Here is a 17,682-nt window from a genome sequence, read left to right on the forward strand (position 1 = left end):
GCGGGCGCTCAGGCGGCGCTCAGGCTGCGCGCGTGACGGGGCCGGCGCCCAGTACGCCGTCCACCCGCCGCACGAGCCCGAGCGGGTTCGCGTCGCGCAGGGCCGGCGGCAGCAGCGCGTCGGGCAGCGACTGGTAGCCGACCGGGCGCATGAAGCGCAACGCGGCCGTCATCCCGACCGAGGTCGTCGCCGGCGCGCTGGTCGCCGGGAACGGCCCGCCGTGAACCGTCGCCCAGCCGACGGCCACGCCGGTCGGATAGCCGTTGACGATCACGCGTCCCACGCGCGCGGCGAGCTGGCGCAGCAGCCGCTGCACGAGCGGATCCTCGCCGTCGCCGTGGACGGTCCCGGTCAGCGCCGCCGGCAAACGCTCGCCCGCGAGCAGCTCCAGCTCAGCCGCGTCCGCGCACCAGAGCACGAGCGCGCCGGGGCCGAACAGCTCCTCCAGCAGGACGTCGCCGGGCTCCAGCGCCGCGGCGCGCAGCTCGCCCAGCAGCGGCGCCTGCCACGCGCCGGGGCGGGCATCGGCAGCGGGTCGCACGCGCGCGGTGACGCGCTCGTCGCCGAGCGCCAGCGTCGCGGCGGCGGCGAAGCCGTCGCGCAGCCGCGGCGTCAGCATCGGGAGCACGTCGGCGGCGGCAAGCCGCTGCGACAGCGCCTCGACGAGCGCGCGTCCGGCCGCGTCGTCGACGAGCGCGATCAGGCCCGGCTTGGTGCACAGCTGCCCGGCCGAGCCGGTGATCGCGGCCGCCAGCCCGGCGGCGATCTCCGCGCCGCGCGCGGCCGCCGCGGCCGGCGTGACCAGCAGCGGATTCGCGGAGCCCATCTCGGCGAAGACGGGGACCGGGCGGTCGCGCAGCGCGGCGGCGCGGGCGAGCGCCGTGCCGGCGCCGGTCGAGCCGGTGAAGGCGATCGCCTCGATCGCCGACGCCTGCGCGAGCGCCTGCCCGACCGCGGGCGTGCTGCCGTGCAGGAGCTGGAACCACGCCTGCGGCGCACCCACGGCGGCGACCGCCTCCGCGACGATCGCCGCCGTCAGGTCCGACGTGCGCGGATGCGCGGGATGGGCCTTCAGCACGACCGGGCAGCCGGCCGCGAGCGCGGCCGCGGTGTCGCCGCCCGCGACGCTGAAGGCGAACGGGAAGTTGCTCGCGGCGAAGACGGCGACCGGCCCGATCGGCACGTTCGCGCGCCGCTGGTCGGGCTTGGGCGGGGTCGCGCCCGCAACGGCCGTGTCGATGATCGGATCGAGCAGGTCGCCGCGCTCGGCGACGTCGGCGAAGGCACGCAGCTGCCCGGTGGTGCGCGCGAGCTCACCGCTCAGACGGGGCTCGGGCAGGCCCGTCTCGGCCTGCGCGCATGCGCGCAGCGCCTGCGCGGATGCCTCGATCCCGTCGGCGATCGCGCGCAGCAGCGCGGCGTCGGAGAACGTGCGCGCCGTCCACTCGGCGGCGAAGGCGCAGCCGGCGCGGCGCGCGGCGGCCTCGACAGCCGCCGGCTGGGCGTCGGCGAAGGCCGGCTCCAGCGTCGCTCCGCTGCACGGGTCGACGGCGCGGAAGGTCGTGATCGCGGAGGCCTCCACGCGCTCAGCCCCAGCCGCCGTCGCCGGCGCTGCCGCGCTCGGCGATCAGCGCCTCGCGACGGCCGCTGTCGCGATAGGTCTTGAGCGGCTGCTCGGGGGCGCCGTGCTGCGCACGCCATCTCGCCAGCAGCGGACGCACGTCGGTGCTGTATGCGTCGAGCATCACCTCGTGGCCGCCCATCACGTCCCCGGCCGCCTGCGCCGCGGCGAGCGCCGCGCGGTCGACGAGCGCCGCCTTCGCCGCCGCCTCCTGGATGTTGAGCACCGAGCGCACGACGGCGGGGATCTTCTCCTCGATGTTGTGGTTCTGATCGAGCGCGAGCACGACGTCGCGGGCCCTGTCCCAGCCGATCACCAGCTGGTCGAGTACGAGGAACAGCTCGAACGGATCGACCGAGCCGACGATCAGGTCGTCGTCGGCGTAGGCGCGGTTGTTGAAGTCGAAGCCGCCGAGGCGCCCGACGTCGAGCAGCTGCGCGACAACGCCCTCGACGTTCGTGTGCGCGGCGTGGTGGCCCATGTCGACCAGCACCTTCGCGTTGTCGCCGAGCCGCTCGCAGTGCATCAGCGACGTGCCCCAGTCGGGCAGGTCGGTCCAGTAGAAAGCGGGCTCGAAGAACTTGTACTCCAGCAGCAGCGTGATCTCGTCGGGGAAGAAGTCGTGGACCTCGTCCAGCGAGGCCTCCAGGCGCCGCTTGCGCTCGACGATCGAGTCCTGGCCGGGATAGTTGGTGCCGTCGGGCAGCCAGATGCCGACGGTCTCGGAGCCGACCGCCTGCGCCAGCTCGACGCATGCGCGGATGTGCGCGATCGCCTTGTCGCGCACGCGCTGCTCGGGGTGGCAGAGCGTGCCGAGCATGTAGTCGTCGTCCTGGAACAGGTTGGTGCGGATCGGGCCGGGCTTCAGGTTGCGCTGCCGCAGCCCGTCGACCAGCTGCTGCGGATCGGGCACGACGTCCCAGGGGACGATCAGCGCGACGCTGCCGGCGGCCGCCGTCAGCTCGTGCACGGTCGCGGCGTCGTCGAGCTTCTCCCACACGTTGCGGGGACAGCCTGGATGCTGCACGACGTTGAAGCGCGTGCCGGCGTTGCCGAACGCCCACGAGGCCGTGACGACCTCCAGCTCGTCGAGCAGCGGCTCGACGGCGGCGAACTGCGCGGTGGTGTCCATGTCCATTGGTTCAGCTCCTGCTCTAGGCGAGGTTCACGAGGGCGCCGCCGTCGACGAGGATCTCTGTCCCGTTGACGTAGGCGGCGTCCTCGGAGACGAGGAAGGCGACGGCGCCGGCGATGTCGGCCGGCGCGCCGATCCGCCGCACGGGGATGCGCGACTCGTAGTGCTCGCGCATTCTCGGATCGGAGAGCACCTCGGCGTTGAGGTCGGTCTCGATCGTGCCCGGCTCGACGCAGTTGCAGGTGATCCCGTACGGGCCGAGCGCGATCGCGAGCGAGCGCATCAGCGAGACCTGTCCGGCCTTGGTCGGCGTGTAGGCCGTCTGCATCGAGCCGCCGGCGATCGCGGAGATCGACGAGATCGCGACGATCCGTCCGCCGTCGCCCTGCGCGATCAGCACGCGCGAGGCGGCCTGGCTGACGAGGAACGTGCCCTTCAGGTTGACCTGGTGGGTGCGGTCCCAGACCGCCTCGGAGACGTCGTCGAAGGGACCGAACGGGCAGATGCCGGCGTTGCAGACGACCGCGTCGAGACGGCCGAAGTGGGCGACGACGGCGTCGACGAGTCCGGTCGCCTCCACGGCGACGCCGACGTCGGCCACGAAGCCGTGGGCCTCGCCGCCGGCGGCGGCGATCTGGGCGACGGTCTCCTGCGGCCCGTCGTCGGCGCTCGGCCCGTTGACGGCGACGCGATAGCCGTCGGCGGCGAGCCGCAGCGCGATCCCGCGTCCGATCCCGCGGGCGGAGCCGGTGACGAGCGCCACCCGTCTGACCGCGGCGCTCACGCGATCACCCCGTCGGGATAGCGCTCGAGCACCTGCGCGTCGCACAGCGGCACGAAGTGGTCGGCGCGACGGAAGCGGGCGTAGGCGTCGAGCGTCTCGTACATGCTCTCGTTGATCCCGAGGATCTTGTCCTGCTCGACGTTCTCGTACAGGAACGCGGTGTCGGAGGCGACGACCGTCCCCCTCGCCGTCGCGAACTGAGCGGCGATCGACGCGCGGTGGTGGCCGCCGGTGAAGTAGGTGCTGAGGCCCGCCGCGACCTCGTGCTCGTCGTCGAGCAGCTCGATCCGGTCGTGCGCCTCGTAGACGAGCCACTCCAGCACCCGCGGCGGGAAGACCATCGGGCGGAAGTCGTGCGGGTGGTTGGGGTACGGGTTCTGGAAGAAGAACTCCCAGCCTCTGCGCGAGAGGCAGATCCGCGCGTTGTGAAACAGCGGCAGGTTGCCGACCGTATAGGCCTGGAACGGCGTGCAGATCACGTAGTCGACGTCACTCGGGGTCAGCTCGTTGGCCGCGAGGATCGCCTCGACCCGCTGCTCGGGAGCGACGTCGAAGGAGCAGTCCTCGCGCACGACGCGCGCCCAGTGCGCGTTCATGAACGGCAGGTAGTCCTGCCCGGGGCCGGTGTTGACGAGCGCGACTCTGCCGTCATCGCTCCTGGCGACGAGCATCAGGACCGACACCTGCCGCCACTCGTCCCAGTTGGACATCCAGAACAGCTCGGGGCCGGGCACCGTCGTCCAGTGGCCGACCTTCATCGCGCGTACGTGCCAATTCACTGCGATCTCCTCAGGCATGCGTCGTCAGCTCCTCGAGCGCGGACTCGCGGATCGACAGGCCGAGACCGGGCGCATCGCCCAGCTCGACGAAGCCGTCGCGCGCGACGGGAGCGCCCTCGAAGATCTTCCAGAACAGCTCGTTGCCGGTGTCCGGCTCGACATCTGGAAAGTACTCGGCCATCGGCGCGTTGGGCTGCGAGACCACGAGATGGAGATTGTGCAGCTCGTTGGAGTGCGGGATCACGGCGAGGTCTCTGGCCGCCGCCAACGCGAAGATCTTGCGCGCCTCCGTGAGGCCGCCGACGCGGTTGACGTCGGGCTGCAGGAGGTGCGCGGCCTCCGCTTCGATCACGCGCGCGAAGCCGTAGCGCGTGTACTGGTGCTCGCCGTGGGAGATCGGGATCGGGCTCGTGCGGCAGAGGCGCCGGTAGCCGTCGATGTCGTGCGGCAGCAGCGGCTCCTCGATCCATTTGAGGTCGAACTCGGCCAGCCGCTTGATCATCTCCAGCGTGTACTCGACGGTCCAGCCCATGTAGGCGTCGGCGGCGACCTCGACGTCGTCGCCGACCGCCTCGCGCACGGTCCGCACCAGCTCGACGTTGCGGCGCATGCCGGCAAGGCCGTCGCGCGCGGTGAAGCCGAAGCGCTGCTTGACGAGCCTGAAGCCGGCGTCGCGCCAGCGGCGCGCCTCGTCGGCGAGCTCGTCGAGGTCGTCGAGCGCGTAGAGGCGGCTGGCGTAGACCGGAATGCGCTCCTGCTTGCGACCGCCGACGAGGTCGTAGACGGGCACGCCGAGCGCCTTGCCCATGATGTCGTAGCAGGCGATGTCGATCCCGCTGATCCCGGCCATCACCGCGCCGCTGATGCCGAGCCGGGCGACCGCGCGGTACATCAGGTCCCAGTTGCGCTCGACGTTGAACGGGTCGGCGCCGAGCACGAGCGGGCGCAGGTGCTGCTCGATCACGGTCGCGGGCACGGCGCTGAAGCCGCCGGCGGTGCCGACCCCGACCAGGCCGGTGTCGGTCACGACCTCGACGATCACCTGCGCGCACGGCCCGAACCAGCTGCCGCCGCCGGCCGGCTCCACCGGCGGCAGCGCGCTGATCGGACTGGCGAGGTGGGCCTGGAGCGTCTTCGGTGTCCGCGAGAACCCGACGCGGCGGGTGCGGATGTCGACGATTCGATGTTCAGACATGGTCTCTGGAGTCGGGGGTCGGGTGGGCCGGCGCGGCGCCGACGCCGCCGGGCGAGCAACGTGCCTGCGGCGCGACGTCGCGCAGGATCTCCAGCGCCGCCGCGGCACGGCGGACGCGCTCGATCGAGCCGGCGACGACGGCGCCCTCGTGATGGCGGCCGGCCGGGTAGTGGTTGGGCGCGTTCTTGAGCGCGAACTTGAGGTGGACGGGCGCAGCGACGCGCACGATCTCGCCGATCTCCCACTGACGCGCGAAACCGCCGAGCGCGTCCGGGCTCTCCACGTACAGGTCGAGCGGGCGGTCGGTGACCGCGCGGAACGCGGCCAGCCGCGCCAGCGAGGTGTCGGAGGCGACGTTGATCGTGTCGGCGCCGGCCTGCGCGAGCATCCGCGCCTGCACCGGGTTGGCGATCCCCGCGAGCGCGCTGACCTTGAGGATCAGCTCGGCCGGCAGCTCGCCGCGCGCGCGCGCCTGTGCCAGCAGCCACAGCAGACCCTCGTCGGCGACGCAGATCGAGCGCACGCCGGCGCGCACGGCGCGCTGCACGTCGCGGACCGCGTAGCCGAGCTGGTCCATGCCGAAGTTGCGCCAGCCGAAGACCCCGCCCTGCGGCGTGTGCGGCGAGGCGGTGCCGTCCCACGGACCGCGCGGCCCGACGAAGATGCAGACCTCGGCGCCGTGCTCGGCACCGAGCTGCGCCATCGCGGTCAGCTCGGCCGCGGTCAGCAGCATCGCGCCGCTGCCCTGCGTGAAGCGATGGACGGGGACGCCCAGCTCCAGCGCGGTCGCGACGCTCGCCTCGATCGAGGCGAGCCCCTCCGCTGTCGCGATCTCGATCCGGTACTCGCCGCCGTCGGGGAACGACAGCGGCGAGCTCGGGTGGTCGTGGAGGTCGCCCGCGGGCAGATCGAGCGCGTGGAAGAGCTTCGTGTGATCGATGCTCATCGCGCCCGCCTAGAAGTCGTAGTCGTCGATGTTGTCCTTGTCGAAGACCGTCATCTCCGGCGCGACGTAGACGACGCCGCTCTCGGAGACTCTCTGCGTGCCGTATCTGCCGGCGTCGAAGGAGACCCCCGGCCCGGCCTCGATCTCGCCGTCGATCAGGCCCTTCAGCAGCGTGCCGCCGACGTAGCCCTGGTCGTAGGGGACCCACAGCTGGAACTTCTCGACCGTGCCGTCTCTGACGAACTTGCGCATCTGGTTGGGCTGCCCGACGCCGGTCAGCGCGACCCTGCCGCCCTTGCCGGCGGTCTCGATCGCCTGCGCGGCGGCCGGCAGGCCGACGGTCGTCGGCGCGAGGATCCCCTTCAGGTCCGGATAGCTCGTCAGCAGGCCCTGGGTCTCGGTCGTCGACTTCTGCGGCTCGTCGTTGCCGTAGGCGACCTTGACCATCTTCATCGCTCTGTATCTGGGGTCGGAGGCGAGCAGTCTTCTGATGTGGTCGATCACGGTGACCTGGAACGGGGCCGTCGTCGTCGCGCTCAGGACCGCGAAGTCGCCCCTGTAGCCCATCAGCTCGCCGAGCAGCTCGAGCTGGGCGGCGCCGACTCTCTCGAAGTCGACCGGGGTGACGGCGGCGTCGCGCACCTCCTCGATCTGGTCGGAGTTGACGGCGATGATTCTGATCCCCTTCGCCTGCGCCTGTCTGAGCGCGGGCAGCACCGCCTTCGGGTCGCTCGCCTGGATCGCGATCGCGTCGACCTGCTTCTGGATCTGGTCCTGGATCAGCGGGACCTGGTCGGCCGCGGCGGCGGTCGACGGGCCGGTCGCGGTGAAGTCGTAGCCGAGCGCTCTGCCGGCCGCCTCGAAGCCGGCGGAGATGTTGTCGAAGTAGGGGTTGCCCGAGTTCTGCTGGATGAAGACGATCCGCGGCTTGCCGCCGCTGGAACCGCCGGACGACGCGGCGCCGGTGGCGCTGCCGTCGGACTTCTCGCCGCAGCCTGCGAACAGCAGCGCAGCAGCTCCCAGGCCCAGCGCCGTCAGGCGCGCAGCCGTTCTCACCATTGGTCTCTCCTCCTACTTCGTGGATGTGGGTTGGAGCTCCGCGCCCGCGCGGATCCTCCGGGTGGTGCGACGCCCCGCGACCGCTCTGCGCAGCGTCTCGATCCCGACGCCGGCGCCGATCGACAGCAGCAGCAGCCCGCCGACGACGGCGACGCGCGCCTGGTCGGGCAGGTCCCCCAGCGCCATCCCGCTGCGCACCGCGCCGACGAGCGCGAGCGCGACGAGCGTGCCGAAGATCGTCCCGCGCCCGCCGCGGATGTCCGCGCCGCCGAGCAGGACGACGGTCAGCACGAGCAGTTCCAGACCGGTGCCGGTGTCGGCTCGCACCGACTGCAGCCGCGAGGTCATGAACAGCCCCGCGATCGCGGCGAGCATGCCGGCCGCGACGAACAGACCGACCTTGAGCCGGTCGACGCGCACGCCCGAGAGCGCCGCCACCTCGGGGCTCGAGCCGCTGAAGAAGATCCGCCGCCCGACCGTCGAGCGGTGGAGGATCAGCGCCGCGGCGGACGCGAACAGCAGGAACAGCACGTGCGGGACGGTCACGAGCGTGCCGATCGCGAAGCGCGTGTCGCTGGCGGTGAAGTCACCGGGCAGGTCGACGATCGTCTGGTCGCCGACGATCGCGTTGGCGAGCCCGCGGTAGAGCGCCATCGTCCCCAGCGTCACGACGATCGACGACAGCCCGAAGCGCGTCACCAGCACGCCGTTGAGCAGGCCGGCGAGGCCGCCGGCGGCGACCGTCAGGACGATCGCCGCCAGCAGCGGCACGTCGTGCGTGGCGAGCTCGCCGAAGATCACCGCCGTCAACCCGAGCGTCGAGCCGACCGACAGGTCGATCTCGCGCATCACGATCAGCGGCGTCATCGCGAGCGCGATCAGGCCGATCTCCAGCGAGTCGGTCGCGATCTGCGAGAAGTTCTGCGCGTCGAAGAAGTACGGCGACAGCTGCGAGACCACGGCGACGGCGATCACGAGCAGCACGAGCGCGAACGCCTCGTGCGAGAAGGCGAAGCGGCGGGCGGTCTGTCGGATCATGCGACGGCCTCCGTCGTCGTCTCGGGGGAACGGGCGGGGGAGCGCCGCGCGCGCAACCGCTGGTCGGCGATCACGGCGAGCAGGATCAGCGCGCCGTAGGCGGCCTCCTGCCAGTACTGCGAGACGCCCAGCACCGCGAAGCCGTTGCCGATGACGCCGAGCAGCAGGCAGCCCAGCAACGTGCCGGCGACGCTGCCCGAGCCGCCGAAGATCGACGCTCCGCCGACGACGACGGCGGCGATCACGGTCAGCTCCATGCCGCTGCCGGCGGTGATCTGCGCGAAGCCGAAGCGGCTCAGGTACATCGCGCCGGCGAGGCCGGCGGTCGCGCCGCTGAGCGCGAACACGAGCACGATCGTGCGCGAGACCGGCAGCCCGTGCAGGCGAGCGGCGTCGGGGTTGGAGCCGACCGCGTAGACGCTGCGGCCGCTGCGCGTCCAGCGCAGGAACAGCGCCACCGCGACCGCGACCGCGACCGCGATCAGCACCAGCGGCGGGATCCCGAGCAGGCCGCCCGTCGAGAGGTCGGTCAGCCCCTTCGGCACGTCCTCGCTGTTGACCTGGCCGCCGTCGGCGACGAGGTACACGGCGCCGCGCACGACGCTCAGCATCCCGAGCGTGAAGATGATCGACGGGATCCGCAGCCACGCGATCAGGAAGCCGTTGAGCAGCCCGACGACGAGCCCGACCGCGATCGCGATCAGGTAGGCGACGGGTGTCGAGAGCGCGCCGTGCTGCTGACAGATCATCCCGACCGTGACGGCCGCGAGGCCGACGGTCGAGCCGATCGAGAGGTCGAAGTTGCGCGTCAGCATCACCATCAGCTGCGCGCTCGCCAGCGCGGCGATCAGCGCGATGTCGAGCAGGATGCTGCGCAGGTTGGAGCCGGACAGGAAATCGCCGTTCTGCGCGGCGACGACGATCACGAGCAGGACGATGAAGCCGGCCAGCGCCGCTTCTCGTGCACGCGCGAGGCTCCGGGCGGCGGCGGTCACGCGACCACCGCCTCGACCTCGGCGGCCGCCGCCTGCATGACGCGCTCCGGAGTCGCCTCGGCATGCCCCAGCTGCGCGGTCACGCGCCCCTCGCGCATCACCAGCAGGCGGTCGCTGAGCGCCAGCACCTCGGGCAGGTCGGAGGAGATCAGCAGGATCGCCATCCCTCTGCGCGCCAGCTCGTCGACGAGACGGTGGATCTCGACCTTCGCGCCGACGTCGACGCCGCGCGTCGGCTCGTCGAGGATCAGCACGCGCGGATCGGTCGCCAGCCACTTCGCCAGCACGACCTTCTGCTGGTTGCCGCCGGACAGCTCGCGCGGCGCCTGCGAGACGTCGCGCGCCTTCAGCCGCAGCCGCTCGCCCCACTCGCGCGCGAGCCTGCGCTCGCGGCCGGGACGCAGCCAGCCGCGCGAGGAGACTCTGCCGAGGATCGGCAGCGCGACGTTGGCGGAGATCGGCAGCTCGACCGCGACGCCCTCGTGCTGGCGGTCCTCGGGCACGAAGCCGAGACCGGCGCGCATCGCCTTCTGCGGCGTGGCGACGTCGCGCTCGCCGGCGATCTCGACGCTGCCGGCGGAGCGCTTGTCGATCCCGAAGATCGTGCGCGCGACCTCTGTCCGCCCGGCGCCGACGAGGCCCGCGAGGCCGACGATCTCGCCGGCGCGGACCTCGAGGTCGACGTCGCTGAAGACGCCGGCGCGCGCCAGCCCCCTGACCGCCAGCAGCACCTCGCCGAGCTCGCCGCGCTCACGCACGTAGGCGCCCTCGACGGCGCGCCCGACCATCGCTCTGATGATCGACGCCTCGTCGTAGAAGCCAACCGGCTGGGAGTCGACGAAGCGGCCGTCGCGCAGGACGGTGACGCGGTCGGCGAGCGCGAGGATCTCCTCCAGCCGGTGGCCGATGAAGAGCACGGCGACGCCGCGGTCGCGCAGCCCGCGCAGGACGCGGAAGAGGTCGGCGACCTCGCCGGGCGTGAGCGCGGCGGTCGGTTCGTCGACGATCAGCACGCGCGCGTCGCGCGACAGCGCGCTGGCCATCTCGACCATCTGCGCCTCCGCCAGCGAGAGGTCGGCGACGCGCGCGCCCGGGTCGAGCTCGACGCCCAGCTCGCCGAGCAGGCGAGCCGCCTCGGCGCGCATGCGGCGGCGGTCGATCCGCGGCGGACGGCCGTGCTTGGGCTGGCGCCCGACGAAGACGTTCTCGGCCACGTCGAGGTCGCCGAACAGCGACGGCTCCTGGTGCAGGATCGCGATGTCGCGCTCCTGCGCGGCGGCCGGCGAATGCAGCTCGACGGGCTCTCCGTCGATCAGCAGCACGCCCGTGTCGGGCCGGTGGACGCCGCAGAGGATGCGCGTGACCGTCGACTTGCCGGCGCCGTTCTCGCCCATCAGGGCGTGGATCTCGCCCGCGTAGAGGCTGAGGTCGACGTGATCGAGGGCGACGGTCCCGCCGAACACCTTCGACACGTCGCGCGCCTCCAGCACGGGTGCAGCTCGTCTTGTTTGGGGGTCGAGCACGTCGATCGTTCTCCTCCCGGCGCGGCGCCCAGATGGCCGCGCCGATCTCTCTGCCAGACAACCTAGCTACTTCTAATAGAAGCTGTCAAGCTAAGAAGATGAGACGAGGCCGGACCTCCCTTTACACTCGTGGCGTGGCGACGCTCCCCCGCAGCTCACTCTCCGATCAGGCCGCCGAGGCGATCCTCGTCCTGATCGACGACGAGCGGCTCGGCGCCGGCGATCCCGTCCCGCCGGCCGGCGAGCTCGCGAGACGGTTCGGCGTCAGCGTCGTCGTCGTGCGCGAGGCGATCGCCGCGCTCGCAGGCCGCGGCATCCTCGTGCGCAGCCAGGGCCGCGGCACCGTGGTCGGCAGACCGGGGGCCGAGATCCTCGACTCGATCCTGCGCGTGCGGATGCGCCAGGACGGGATCGCCGTGGACGAGTTCCAGCAGTGCCGCGCCGCGCTGGAGGCGCAGTCGGCGGCGCTGGCGGCGTCGGTCGACGACGCGACGGCGCGCGCGACCGCGCTCTCCCCCGCGCTCGATGCGATGCGCGCGGCCCAGAGCCTCGACGCGTTCCGAGAGGCCGACCTCGACTTCCACCTCGCGCTCGCGCAGCTGGCCGGCAACCACGCGCTGGTGCTGCTGCTGGAGGCGCTCAACACCGTCGTCTCGCACTCGCTCGGACAGCTGTGGCGGCGCGTCGCCGGCCGCGCGGACGCGCTCAGAAGGACTGTCGGGCACCACCAGCGGATCGCCGACGCGGTCGCGGCAGGCGACCGCGACGCCGCCGTGCGCGCGATGGCCGTGCACTTCCTCGAGTCGGCCCCGGACGTCGACTACGGGATCCTGACGCCGCCCGCGCGGGCCGCGCCGTAGCGCGACCCGTCCCGGGGCGCGGCCCTAGCCGAACTGCTTGTTCTTCGGCAGGGTTCTCGCGACGAGGTCGGCGATGATCTTGTAGCCGGACGCTCTCGCGTGGATGTCCTGGTACTGGCAGTACCACGTCAGGTCGCAGATCTTCGCGACGGCGACGGGGATCGTGCCGAACGGCGGCAGGTCGGTCGTCTGGTCGAACGGGATGAACCCGCCGGTCCCTCTCGTGACGTCGACGAGCTGGCCTCTGACCGCCTCGTACTCCTCCTTCAGCGTCGGGTTGATGATCGTTCTGAAGGCGATCACCGACAGATCGGCGAGCGATCTCGTCGCCGGGTCGGGCGAGAGGTACGCGCCGAGGATCACGTCCGGGTAGGTCGTGCCGACGATGCGGACCTTCGGCCCGGCCGCTCTGCGCAGTCTCGTGACGAGCTTCTTGACGTTCGCGCGCAGCACGCCGGAGGCCTGCGCGACGCAGGTGACCGCGTTCGCGGCTCTGGCGCAGGCGGTCACGTCGTTGCCGCCGATCGAGACGGTGATGAGGCCCGTCTTGTCTCTGTTTCTCTTCAGGAACGCCTCGGCGGCGGCGATCTGCGTCTTGCCCTCGTACGGTCTGTAGTCGGGGCCGCGCAGGCCGGCCGGACAGCCCTTCTGCGTCAGGATCGAGGAGCTCGTCGCGCCGCCGCAGCCGAACTGCGCGACTCTCAGTCTCCAGCCCCGTCTGGCCGCGAGGCCCACGGTCTGGTAGACGAACCCGGCCGTCGAGCCCGTGCCAGGCGCGCCGGTGGCGGGGTTCGGCTGGTAGCCGACGGCGTAGGAGTCCCCGAGCGAGACGAGGAACTGCGGGGCCGCTCTTCTGCCCTGTGCCGAGGGCTTTCTGGCGGCGAGCGCTGCGGTCGGCAGCGCCAGGGCGGCGATCGCCGCGATCGCGGCCGCGCCGCTCGCAAAACGTGGTGGGATCATTTCGACACGCTAACGGAGATCGGCGCCGCGCGTGAACGTTCGCGTATCCACGACGCGAACACGACCAGCAGCGGCAGGTGCAGCCAGACGACCTGCCGCAGCGAGCCGCTCGGCCCGATCAGCTGCGCGAGGCCGCCGGGCAGCGGCCGCGACGCCTCTATCACCGCGGCGGCAGCGGGGAGCGAGGCGATCCAGAGCAGGATCCAGGCGCGGCGCGAGAGGTCGACGAGCAGCAGGAACGGCAGCAGCACCAGCAGGATCCGGTTCGACGGCTGGTCCGGCAGGTAGACGTAGCCGGCCGCGATCGACAGCACGACCGCCTCCTTGACGTCGAGCCGCTCGCGTGCGTAGAGCGCGATCACGACGATCAGCGAGACGATCATCAGCAGCTGCGGCAGCCACGTCGCGTAGAGGCCGGCGTGCGACAGGAACAGCAGCGGGCTGGCGTGGATCGGCTCGGGGATCGCCGCGCGGTCGCGGCGGTTGTCGAGCATGTGCAGGCTGTCCGGGAACCACAGCAGGCACGTCAGCGCGACCGCGGCGGCGCACAGCCCGACCGGGATCAGCGCGCGCCGCCAGCCGAGCGCTCTGACGGTGTGCAGCGCGAGCGCGGGCGCGAAGAAGGCGCCGAGGAACTTCAGCGCCGTCAGTGCCGCGGTCGCCGCCCACGCCCACGCCAGCCGGCCGCCGTCGAGCGCCAGCAGCAGCGCGGCGATCAGCAGGAACAGCAGCGTCTTGTCCTCCGCGAACGCCGTCCACCCCGTCAGCACGAACGGGTTGAAGGCGTAGAAGACGAGCACGCGCCAGCGCCACGCGCGCGCGAACGGGAACGCGAACCCGATCAGCAGCAGCGTGCCGGCGTCGCACAGCGCGAAGAAGATCCGCAGCGTCGCGGCCGAGTCGTGCAGCGCCAGCAGGCCGGCGAAGAGCGCGAACTCCAACGGCGGGCTGTCGGCGAAGCGCGGCTCTATCGGGCCGCCGGCCGGCGCGTCGTACGGGTTCACGCCGTGCAGCGCGAAGCCGCCGAAGAAGCGGTAGATCGCGAGGTCCGCGCCGCCGTCGGTGACGGCGATCACGACGAGCCGCACGATCAGCGCGACGGCGGTCAGCGCGATGACGCGCAGCTTCCAGTCGGCCCAGACGGCGGCGAGCAGGCCGCGGGCGCCCAGGCGCTCGCTGTGACGTACGTCCTCCACAGCGCCGCCACGATACCCTCACGCGCATGAACCGTCGTCCCCAGTTGGAGATCGTCGCGCCGAACGCCTCCCCCGAGGAGGCCGCGGCGGTCGTCGCCGCGCTGGAGCAGTTCATGCGCGAGACGGCGCCTGTGCTGGTCGCGGCGCCCGAGCGCGTGAACCGCTGGACGCACGCGGCGCTGCTGGAAGGCGTGCGCGGCGGGACCGTGGGCGTCACCGGCGCGCATCCCTGGGCGCGCTGACGCCCACCGGGAAATACCCGAAAAGCCACTCGGCTTTGCTACCTTTGGTCTCCGCCCGCCCGTAGGAGGAACGCAGCGCATGGAGCCCAGCTCGGTCAGCGAGAAGACGAAGAGACCCAGCGGCAAGCTGGGTTCGATCGACAACCCGGAGGTCGTCGAAGACGTCCCGGGGTACGTGATCCCGATCATCGAGCGCGAGTTCGACGACTTCGACACGGAGTCGCAGAGATTCCTGCGCGGCGACTACCCGGAGAACGAGTTCATCGGCTTCCGGCTCAGACAGGGTGTCTACGGGCAGCGCCAGCCGAACGTGCAGATGGTCCGCGTGAAGCTGCCGTGGGGCGGCGTCAGCCCCGAGCAGATGGACATGTTCGGCGACGTCGTCGAGCGCTACGCGCCCTTGAGAAAGGGCCACATCACGACGCGCCAGAACATCCAGATCCACCACGTGCCGCTCGACCAGATGGCCGTGATGATCCGCGACGTCAGCGCCGTCGGCCTCTCCAGCCGCGAGGGTTGCGGCAACACGGTGCGCAACGTCACCGCCGATCCCTGGGCGGGGATCTGCGAGGACGAGGTCTTCGACACGACGCCGTGGGCGGGCGCGTACGTGCGCTACTTCGTGCGCCACCCGACGACGCAGCTGATGCCGCGCAAGGTCAAGACCGCGTTCGACGGCACTCCCGCCGACCGCGCGATCACCGGCATCCACGACATCGCGTTCCTCGCGAGAGTCCGCGACGGCGTCAAGGGCTTCGAGATCCGCGTCGGCGGCGGCACGTCGATCATGGCGCGCGTCGCACCGACGCTGTACGAGTTCAAGACGGCCGAGGACGGCGAGTACCTGAAGGTCGCCGAGGCCGTCTTCCGCATCTTCGACCGCCAGGACTGGCTGCGCAAGAACCGCGCGCGTGCCCGCCTGAAGGTCTTCGTCGACAAGTTCGGCATCGACGAGCTGCGCAACCAGGTCGAGGAGGAGCTCAAGGGCGACTGGGTCCACGAGCGCGACTTCGACCCGATGCAGCGGCTGTTCGTGCACGACGAGGAGGCGTACGCCCCGGCGCTGCAGCCGTCCTACGACACGCCCAACGGCGACCTGTCGGAGTTCGAGCACTACGTCTCGACCAACGTCAGAGCGCAGATCCAGGCGGGCTTCTCGACCGTCGAGGTGAAGATCGAGCGCGGCGACCTGACGCCCGAGCAGTTCCGCGGCCTCGCGCAGATCATGCGCGACTACAGCGGCGGCTACGCGCGCACGACGGTGCAGCAGAACCTCGTGCTGCGGTGGGTCCGCGACGAGGCGCTCTACGACGTCTGGACGCGGCTGAAGGCGCTCGACCTCGGCGAGGCCGGCGTCGACGAGATCTCCGACGTCGTCTCGTGCCCCGGCACCGACTCCTGCAAGCTCGGGATCACCAGCTCGATGGGCCTCAACCAGGCCGTCAAGCAGCGGATCCTGGAGATGAGACTGAACGACCCGCTGACGCGGAGAATCCACATCAAGATGTCGGGCTGCCCGAACGGCTGCTCCCAGCACCACATCGCCAACATCGGCTTCTACGGCGCCTCGATCAAGGTCGGCGACAAGACGATCCCCGCCTCGATCCCGCACATCGGCGGCCGCTACGAGGGCGGCGACGTGCTGTTCGGCGCGCGCCTGAGACTGCGCCTGCCGTCCAAGCGCGTCCCGGACGCCGTCGAGCGCTGGATCCGCATGTACGAGGCCGGGCGCGAAGAGGGCGAGGCGTTCAACGACTACGCCGAGCGCGTCGGCACGAGAACGTTCGAGGACGAAGTCCGCGATCTCGCGATGCCGGCCGAGTTCAACCTCGAGAACATGAACCTGTTCATCGACTGGAACAAGAACGTCCCGTTCGCCGTCGAGCGCGGCGAGGGAGAGTGCGCTGTCTGACGACGGCGCCCGCGAGTTCCCCGAGCGCGACGAAGCGGCACCACGCCGCCGTGGAACTCGCAGTGCGAAGCACATCATCTTCGACTGCGACGGGGTTCTCGTCGACTCCGAGCCGACCGCGAACAGGATCCTCACGGAGGGCCTGAACGCGATCGGCTTCGCGACGACGCTCGAGCAGAGCGAGCGCGCCTTCATGGGCCGCTCGTGGGAGCACATGGTGGAGGTCGTGACCGAGCGGCTCGGCGCGCCGCCGCCGGACGCCCTGCGCCAGCAGTACCGCGACCGGCTGTTCGCCGCCTACGCCGCCCGCAGCGTCCCGGCCGTGCCGGGGATCGCCGCGGCCCTCGACGGGCTCGACGCGGCCGGCCTGCCCTACTGCGTCGCCTCCAGCGGCGACCACGAGCGGATCCGCAACGGGCTCGCGACCGCGGGCCTGAGCGACCGCTTCCACGACGAGCAGACCTTCAGCGCCGACGACGTCGGGCGCGGCAAGCCGTGGCCCGATCTGTTCCTGCACGCGGCGCGGCAGATGGGGTTCGAGCCGGCCTCGACGGTCGTCGTCGAGGACAGCCCGGCCGGCGTCGAGGCCGGTCTGGCAGCGGGAATGCGCGTGCTCGGCTACAGCGGCCGAACGCCCGCGGAAGTGCTGCGATCGGCCGGCGCAGAGCCGTTCGCGGCGATGGCCGAACTGCCGCGCTTGTTGACCGCAACGGTCTAAATTGCCAATTCCCACTCGGGTTTCTGCTAATTTCTGCGGACGATGAGTGCGACCGTTCCCACCGACAGCTCTCTGACCGCCGACGCCGAGTCGCTCAGCGCGACCGGGGTCCTCACGCGGATGGTCGACCGCTTCCATCCGAAGCTCTACCTGGCGTGCTCCTTCCAGCAGGAGGAGTCCGTGATGGTCGACCTGTTGCTGAGAATCGAGCCGCAGGCGCGCATCTTCACGCTCGACACCGGTGTTCTCTTCCCGGAGACGTACGAGACCTGGAGAACGATGGAAGCGCGCTACGACACCGAGTTCGAGTCCTGGAGCGGCATGTCGCTGGAACAGCAGGCCGCCGAGCACGGCGCCGCGCTGTGGGAGCGGGACCCCGACGCCTGCTGCGCGATCCGCAAGGTCGTGCCGCTGAAGGAGGCGCTCGGCGAGGTCGACGCGTGGATCGTCGGCGTGCGCCGCGACCAGGCCCCGACGCGGGCGAACACGCCGAAGATCGACTGGGACGCCAAGCACGGGATCTGGAAGGCCGCCCCGCTCGCCGACTGGAGCGAGAGAGACGTGTGGCGCTACATCCACGAGCACGACCTGCCGTACAACCCGCTGCACGACCGCGGCTACGCTTCGATCGGCTGCACCCACTGCACCGTCCCGGCGGCGGACCGCAGCGGCCGCTGGGCGGGCAACGGCAAGGTCGAGTGCGGCCTGCATGGCTGACC

17 protein-coding genes are annotated in these 17,682 nt (G+C 71.5%); 5 read left to right on the forward strand and 12 right to left on the reverse strand.

The genetic code is table 11. The features are described from left to right. Positions 1–19: 19 nt before the first annotated feature. Genes Q7L65_RS06485 through Q7L65_RS06530 form a run of 10 tightly spaced genes read right to left on the reverse strand, consistent with a single transcriptional unit; the run spans position 20 to position 11,075 of the window. A complete protein-coding gene (locus tag Q7L65_RS06485) occupies positions 20–1,582 on the reverse strand; it encodes an aldehyde dehydrogenase family protein (protein WP_304719583.1) in 1,563 nt (520 codons plus the stop codon). Positions 1,583–1,586: 4 nt separating this feature from the next. After that, complete coding sequence (locus Q7L65_RS06490; protein ID WP_304719585.1) at positions 1,587–2,759, reverse strand: L-rhamnose isomerase; 1,173 nt, start codon at positions 2,757–2,759, stop codon at positions 1,587–1,589. Positions 2,760–2,775: 16 nt separating this feature from the next. Further along, entirely contained in the window at positions 2,776–3,540 is a 765-nt protein-coding gene (locus Q7L65_RS06495; protein WP_304719586.1) for an SDR family NAD(P)-dependent oxidoreductase, read from the reverse strand. Beyond that, complete coding sequence (locus tag Q7L65_RS06500; RefSeq protein WP_304719587.1) at positions 3,537–4,337, reverse strand: hypothetical protein; 801 nt, start codon at positions 4,335–4,337, stop codon at positions 3,537–3,539. Before Q7L65_RS06500 ends, Q7L65_RS06495 begins: the two co-directional genes overlap by 4 nt. Continuing rightward, positions 4,330–5,514 carry an enolase C-terminal domain-like protein gene (locus Q7L65_RS06505; protein ID WP_304719589.1) on the reverse strand — a complete coding sequence of 395 codons (1,185 nt, stop codon included), beginning with the start codon at positions 5,512–5,514 and terminating at the stop codon, positions 4,330–4,332. The genes Q7L65_RS06500 and Q7L65_RS06505 overlap by 8 nt, the downstream gene beginning before the upstream one ends. Next, complete coding sequence (locus Q7L65_RS06510) at positions 5,507–6,460, reverse strand: hypothetical protein (RefSeq protein WP_304719591.1); 954 nt, start codon at positions 6,458–6,460, stop codon at positions 5,507–5,509. Before Q7L65_RS06510 ends, Q7L65_RS06505 begins: the two co-directional genes overlap by 8 nt. Positions 6,461–6,469: 9 nt before the next feature. Then, positions 6,470–7,519 carry a substrate-binding domain-containing protein gene (locus Q7L65_RS06515; RefSeq protein WP_304719593.1) on the reverse strand — a complete coding sequence of 350 codons (1,050 nt, stop codon included), beginning with the start codon at positions 7,517–7,519 and terminating at the stop codon, positions 6,470–6,472. A gap of 12 nt (positions 7,520–7,531) precedes the next feature. Next, complete coding sequence (locus tag Q7L65_RS06520) at positions 7,532–8,557, reverse strand: ABC transporter permease (RefSeq protein WP_304719594.1); 1,026 nt, start codon at positions 8,555–8,557, stop codon at positions 7,532–7,534. After that, on the reverse strand, positions 8,554–9,552 hold the full coding sequence (locus Q7L65_RS06525) for an ABC transporter permease (RefSeq protein ID WP_304719598.1): 999 nt from the start codon (positions 9,550–9,552) through the stop codon (positions 8,554–8,556). The genes Q7L65_RS06520 and Q7L65_RS06525 overlap by 4 nt, the downstream gene beginning before the upstream one ends. After that, entirely contained in the window at positions 9,549–11,075 is a 1,527-nt protein-coding gene (locus Q7L65_RS06530; RefSeq protein WP_304719601.1) for a sugar ABC transporter ATP-binding protein, read from the reverse strand. The genes Q7L65_RS06525 and Q7L65_RS06530 overlap by 4 nt, the downstream gene beginning before the upstream one ends. A gap of 134 nt (positions 11,076–11,209) precedes the next feature. On the opposite strand from Q7L65_RS06530, the gene Q7L65_RS06535 reads away from it, so the two are divergent. Beyond that, on the forward strand, positions 11,210–11,935 hold the full coding sequence (locus Q7L65_RS06535) for a FadR/GntR family transcriptional regulator (RefSeq protein WP_304719604.1): 726 nt from the start codon (positions 11,210–11,212) through the stop codon (positions 11,933–11,935). A gap of 24 nt (positions 11,936–11,959) precedes the next feature. On the opposite strand, the gene Q7L65_RS06540 is transcribed toward Q7L65_RS06535, so the two are convergent. Further along, positions 11,960–12,895, reverse strand: a complete 936-nt coding sequence (locus tag Q7L65_RS06540; protein ID WP_304719607.1) for a GDSL-type esterase/lipase family protein — start codon at positions 12,893–12,895, stop codon at positions 11,960–11,962. Then, positions 12,892–14,091, reverse strand: coding sequence for a hypothetical protein (locus Q7L65_RS06545; protein ID WP_304719609.1), 1,200 nt, complete (start codon positions 14,089–14,091; stop codon positions 12,892–12,894). Before Q7L65_RS06545 ends, Q7L65_RS06540 begins: the two co-directional genes overlap by 4 nt. A gap of 26 nt (positions 14,092–14,117) precedes the next feature. Here Q7L65_RS06545 and Q7L65_RS06550 point away from each other — a divergent pair, with 26 nt between their 5' ends. The 4 genes from Q7L65_RS06550 to Q7L65_RS06565 all read left to right on the forward strand — a co-directional run bounded on the left by Q7L65_RS06550 (position 14,118) and on the right by Q7L65_RS06565 (position 17,680). After that, a complete protein-coding gene (locus Q7L65_RS06550; protein WP_304719611.1) occupies positions 14,118–14,333 on the forward strand; it encodes a hypothetical protein in 216 nt (71 codons plus the stop codon). Between the two features lie 79 nt (positions 14,334–14,412). Continuing rightward, positions 14,413–16,245 (forward strand): nitrite/sulfite reductase, encoded by a 1,833-nt coding sequence (locus tag Q7L65_RS06555; RefSeq protein WP_304719612.1) that lies wholly within the window; start codon positions 14,413–14,415, stop codon positions 16,243–16,245. 76 nt (positions 16,246–16,321) lie between these two features. Beyond that, the gene (locus Q7L65_RS06560; protein WP_304720248.1) at positions 16,322–16,963 is read left to right on the forward strand and encodes an HAD family phosphatase; all 642 of its coding nucleotides are present in this window, start codon (positions 16,322–16,324) and stop codon (positions 16,961–16,963) included. Positions 16,964–17,005: 42 nt separating this feature from the next. Continuing rightward, positions 17,006–17,680 (forward strand): phosphoadenylyl-sulfate reductase, encoded by a 675-nt coding sequence (locus Q7L65_RS06565; RefSeq protein WP_304719614.1) that lies wholly within the window; start codon positions 17,006–17,008, stop codon positions 17,678–17,680. Positions 17,681–17,682: the final 2 nt, after the last annotated feature.

The sequence above is a fragment of the Conexibacter sp. CPCC 206217 genome (assembly GCF_030646165.1).
Taxonomy (GTDB): domain Bacteria; phylum Actinomycetota; class Thermoleophilia; order Solirubrobacterales; family Solirubrobacteraceae; genus Conexibacter.

What these genes read in the sequence shown, in the direction of transcription:
- Q7L65_RS06490 (WP_304719585.1), bottom strand. Translation starts at nt 2,759, where the DNA reads ATGGACATGGACACCACCGCGCAGTTCGCCGCCGTCGAGCCGCTGCTC.
- Q7L65_RS06500 (WP_304719587.1), bottom strand. Translation starts at nt 4,337, where the DNA reads ATGCCTGAGGAGATCGCAGTGAATTGGCACGTACGCGCGATGAAGGTC.
- Q7L65_RS06505 (WP_304719589.1), bottom strand. Translation starts at nt 5,514, where the DNA reads ATGTCTGAACATCGAATCGTCGACATCCGCACCCGCCGCGTCGGGTTC.
- Q7L65_RS06510 (WP_304719591.1), bottom strand. Translation starts at nt 6,460, where the DNA reads ATGAGCATCGATCACACGAAGCTCTTCCACGCGCTCGATCTGCCCGCG.
- Q7L65_RS06515 (WP_304719593.1), bottom strand. Translation starts at nt 7,519, where the DNA reads ATGGTGAGAACGGCTGCGCGCCTGACGGCGCTGGGCCTGGGAGCTGCT.
- Q7L65_RS06520 (WP_304719594.1), bottom strand. Translation starts at nt 8,557, where the DNA reads ATGATCCGACAGACCGCCCGCCGCTTCGCCTTCTCGCACGAGGCGTTC.
- Q7L65_RS06540 (WP_304719607.1), bottom strand. Translation starts at nt 12,895, where the DNA reads ATGATCCCACCACGTTTTGCGAGCGGCGCGGCCGCGATCGCGGCGATC.
- Q7L65_RS06550 (WP_304719611.1), top strand. Translation starts at nt 14,118, where the DNA reads ATGAACCGTCGTCCCCAGTTGGAGATCGTCGCGCCGAACGCCTCCCCC.
- Q7L65_RS06555 (WP_304719612.1), top strand. Translation starts at nt 14,413, where the DNA reads ATGGAGCCCAGCTCGGTCAGCGAGAAGACGAAGAGACCCAGCGGCAAG.
- Q7L65_RS06565 (WP_304719614.1), top strand. Translation starts at nt 17,006, where the DNA reads ATGAGTGCGACCGTTCCCACCGACAGCTCTCTGACCGCCGACGCCGAG.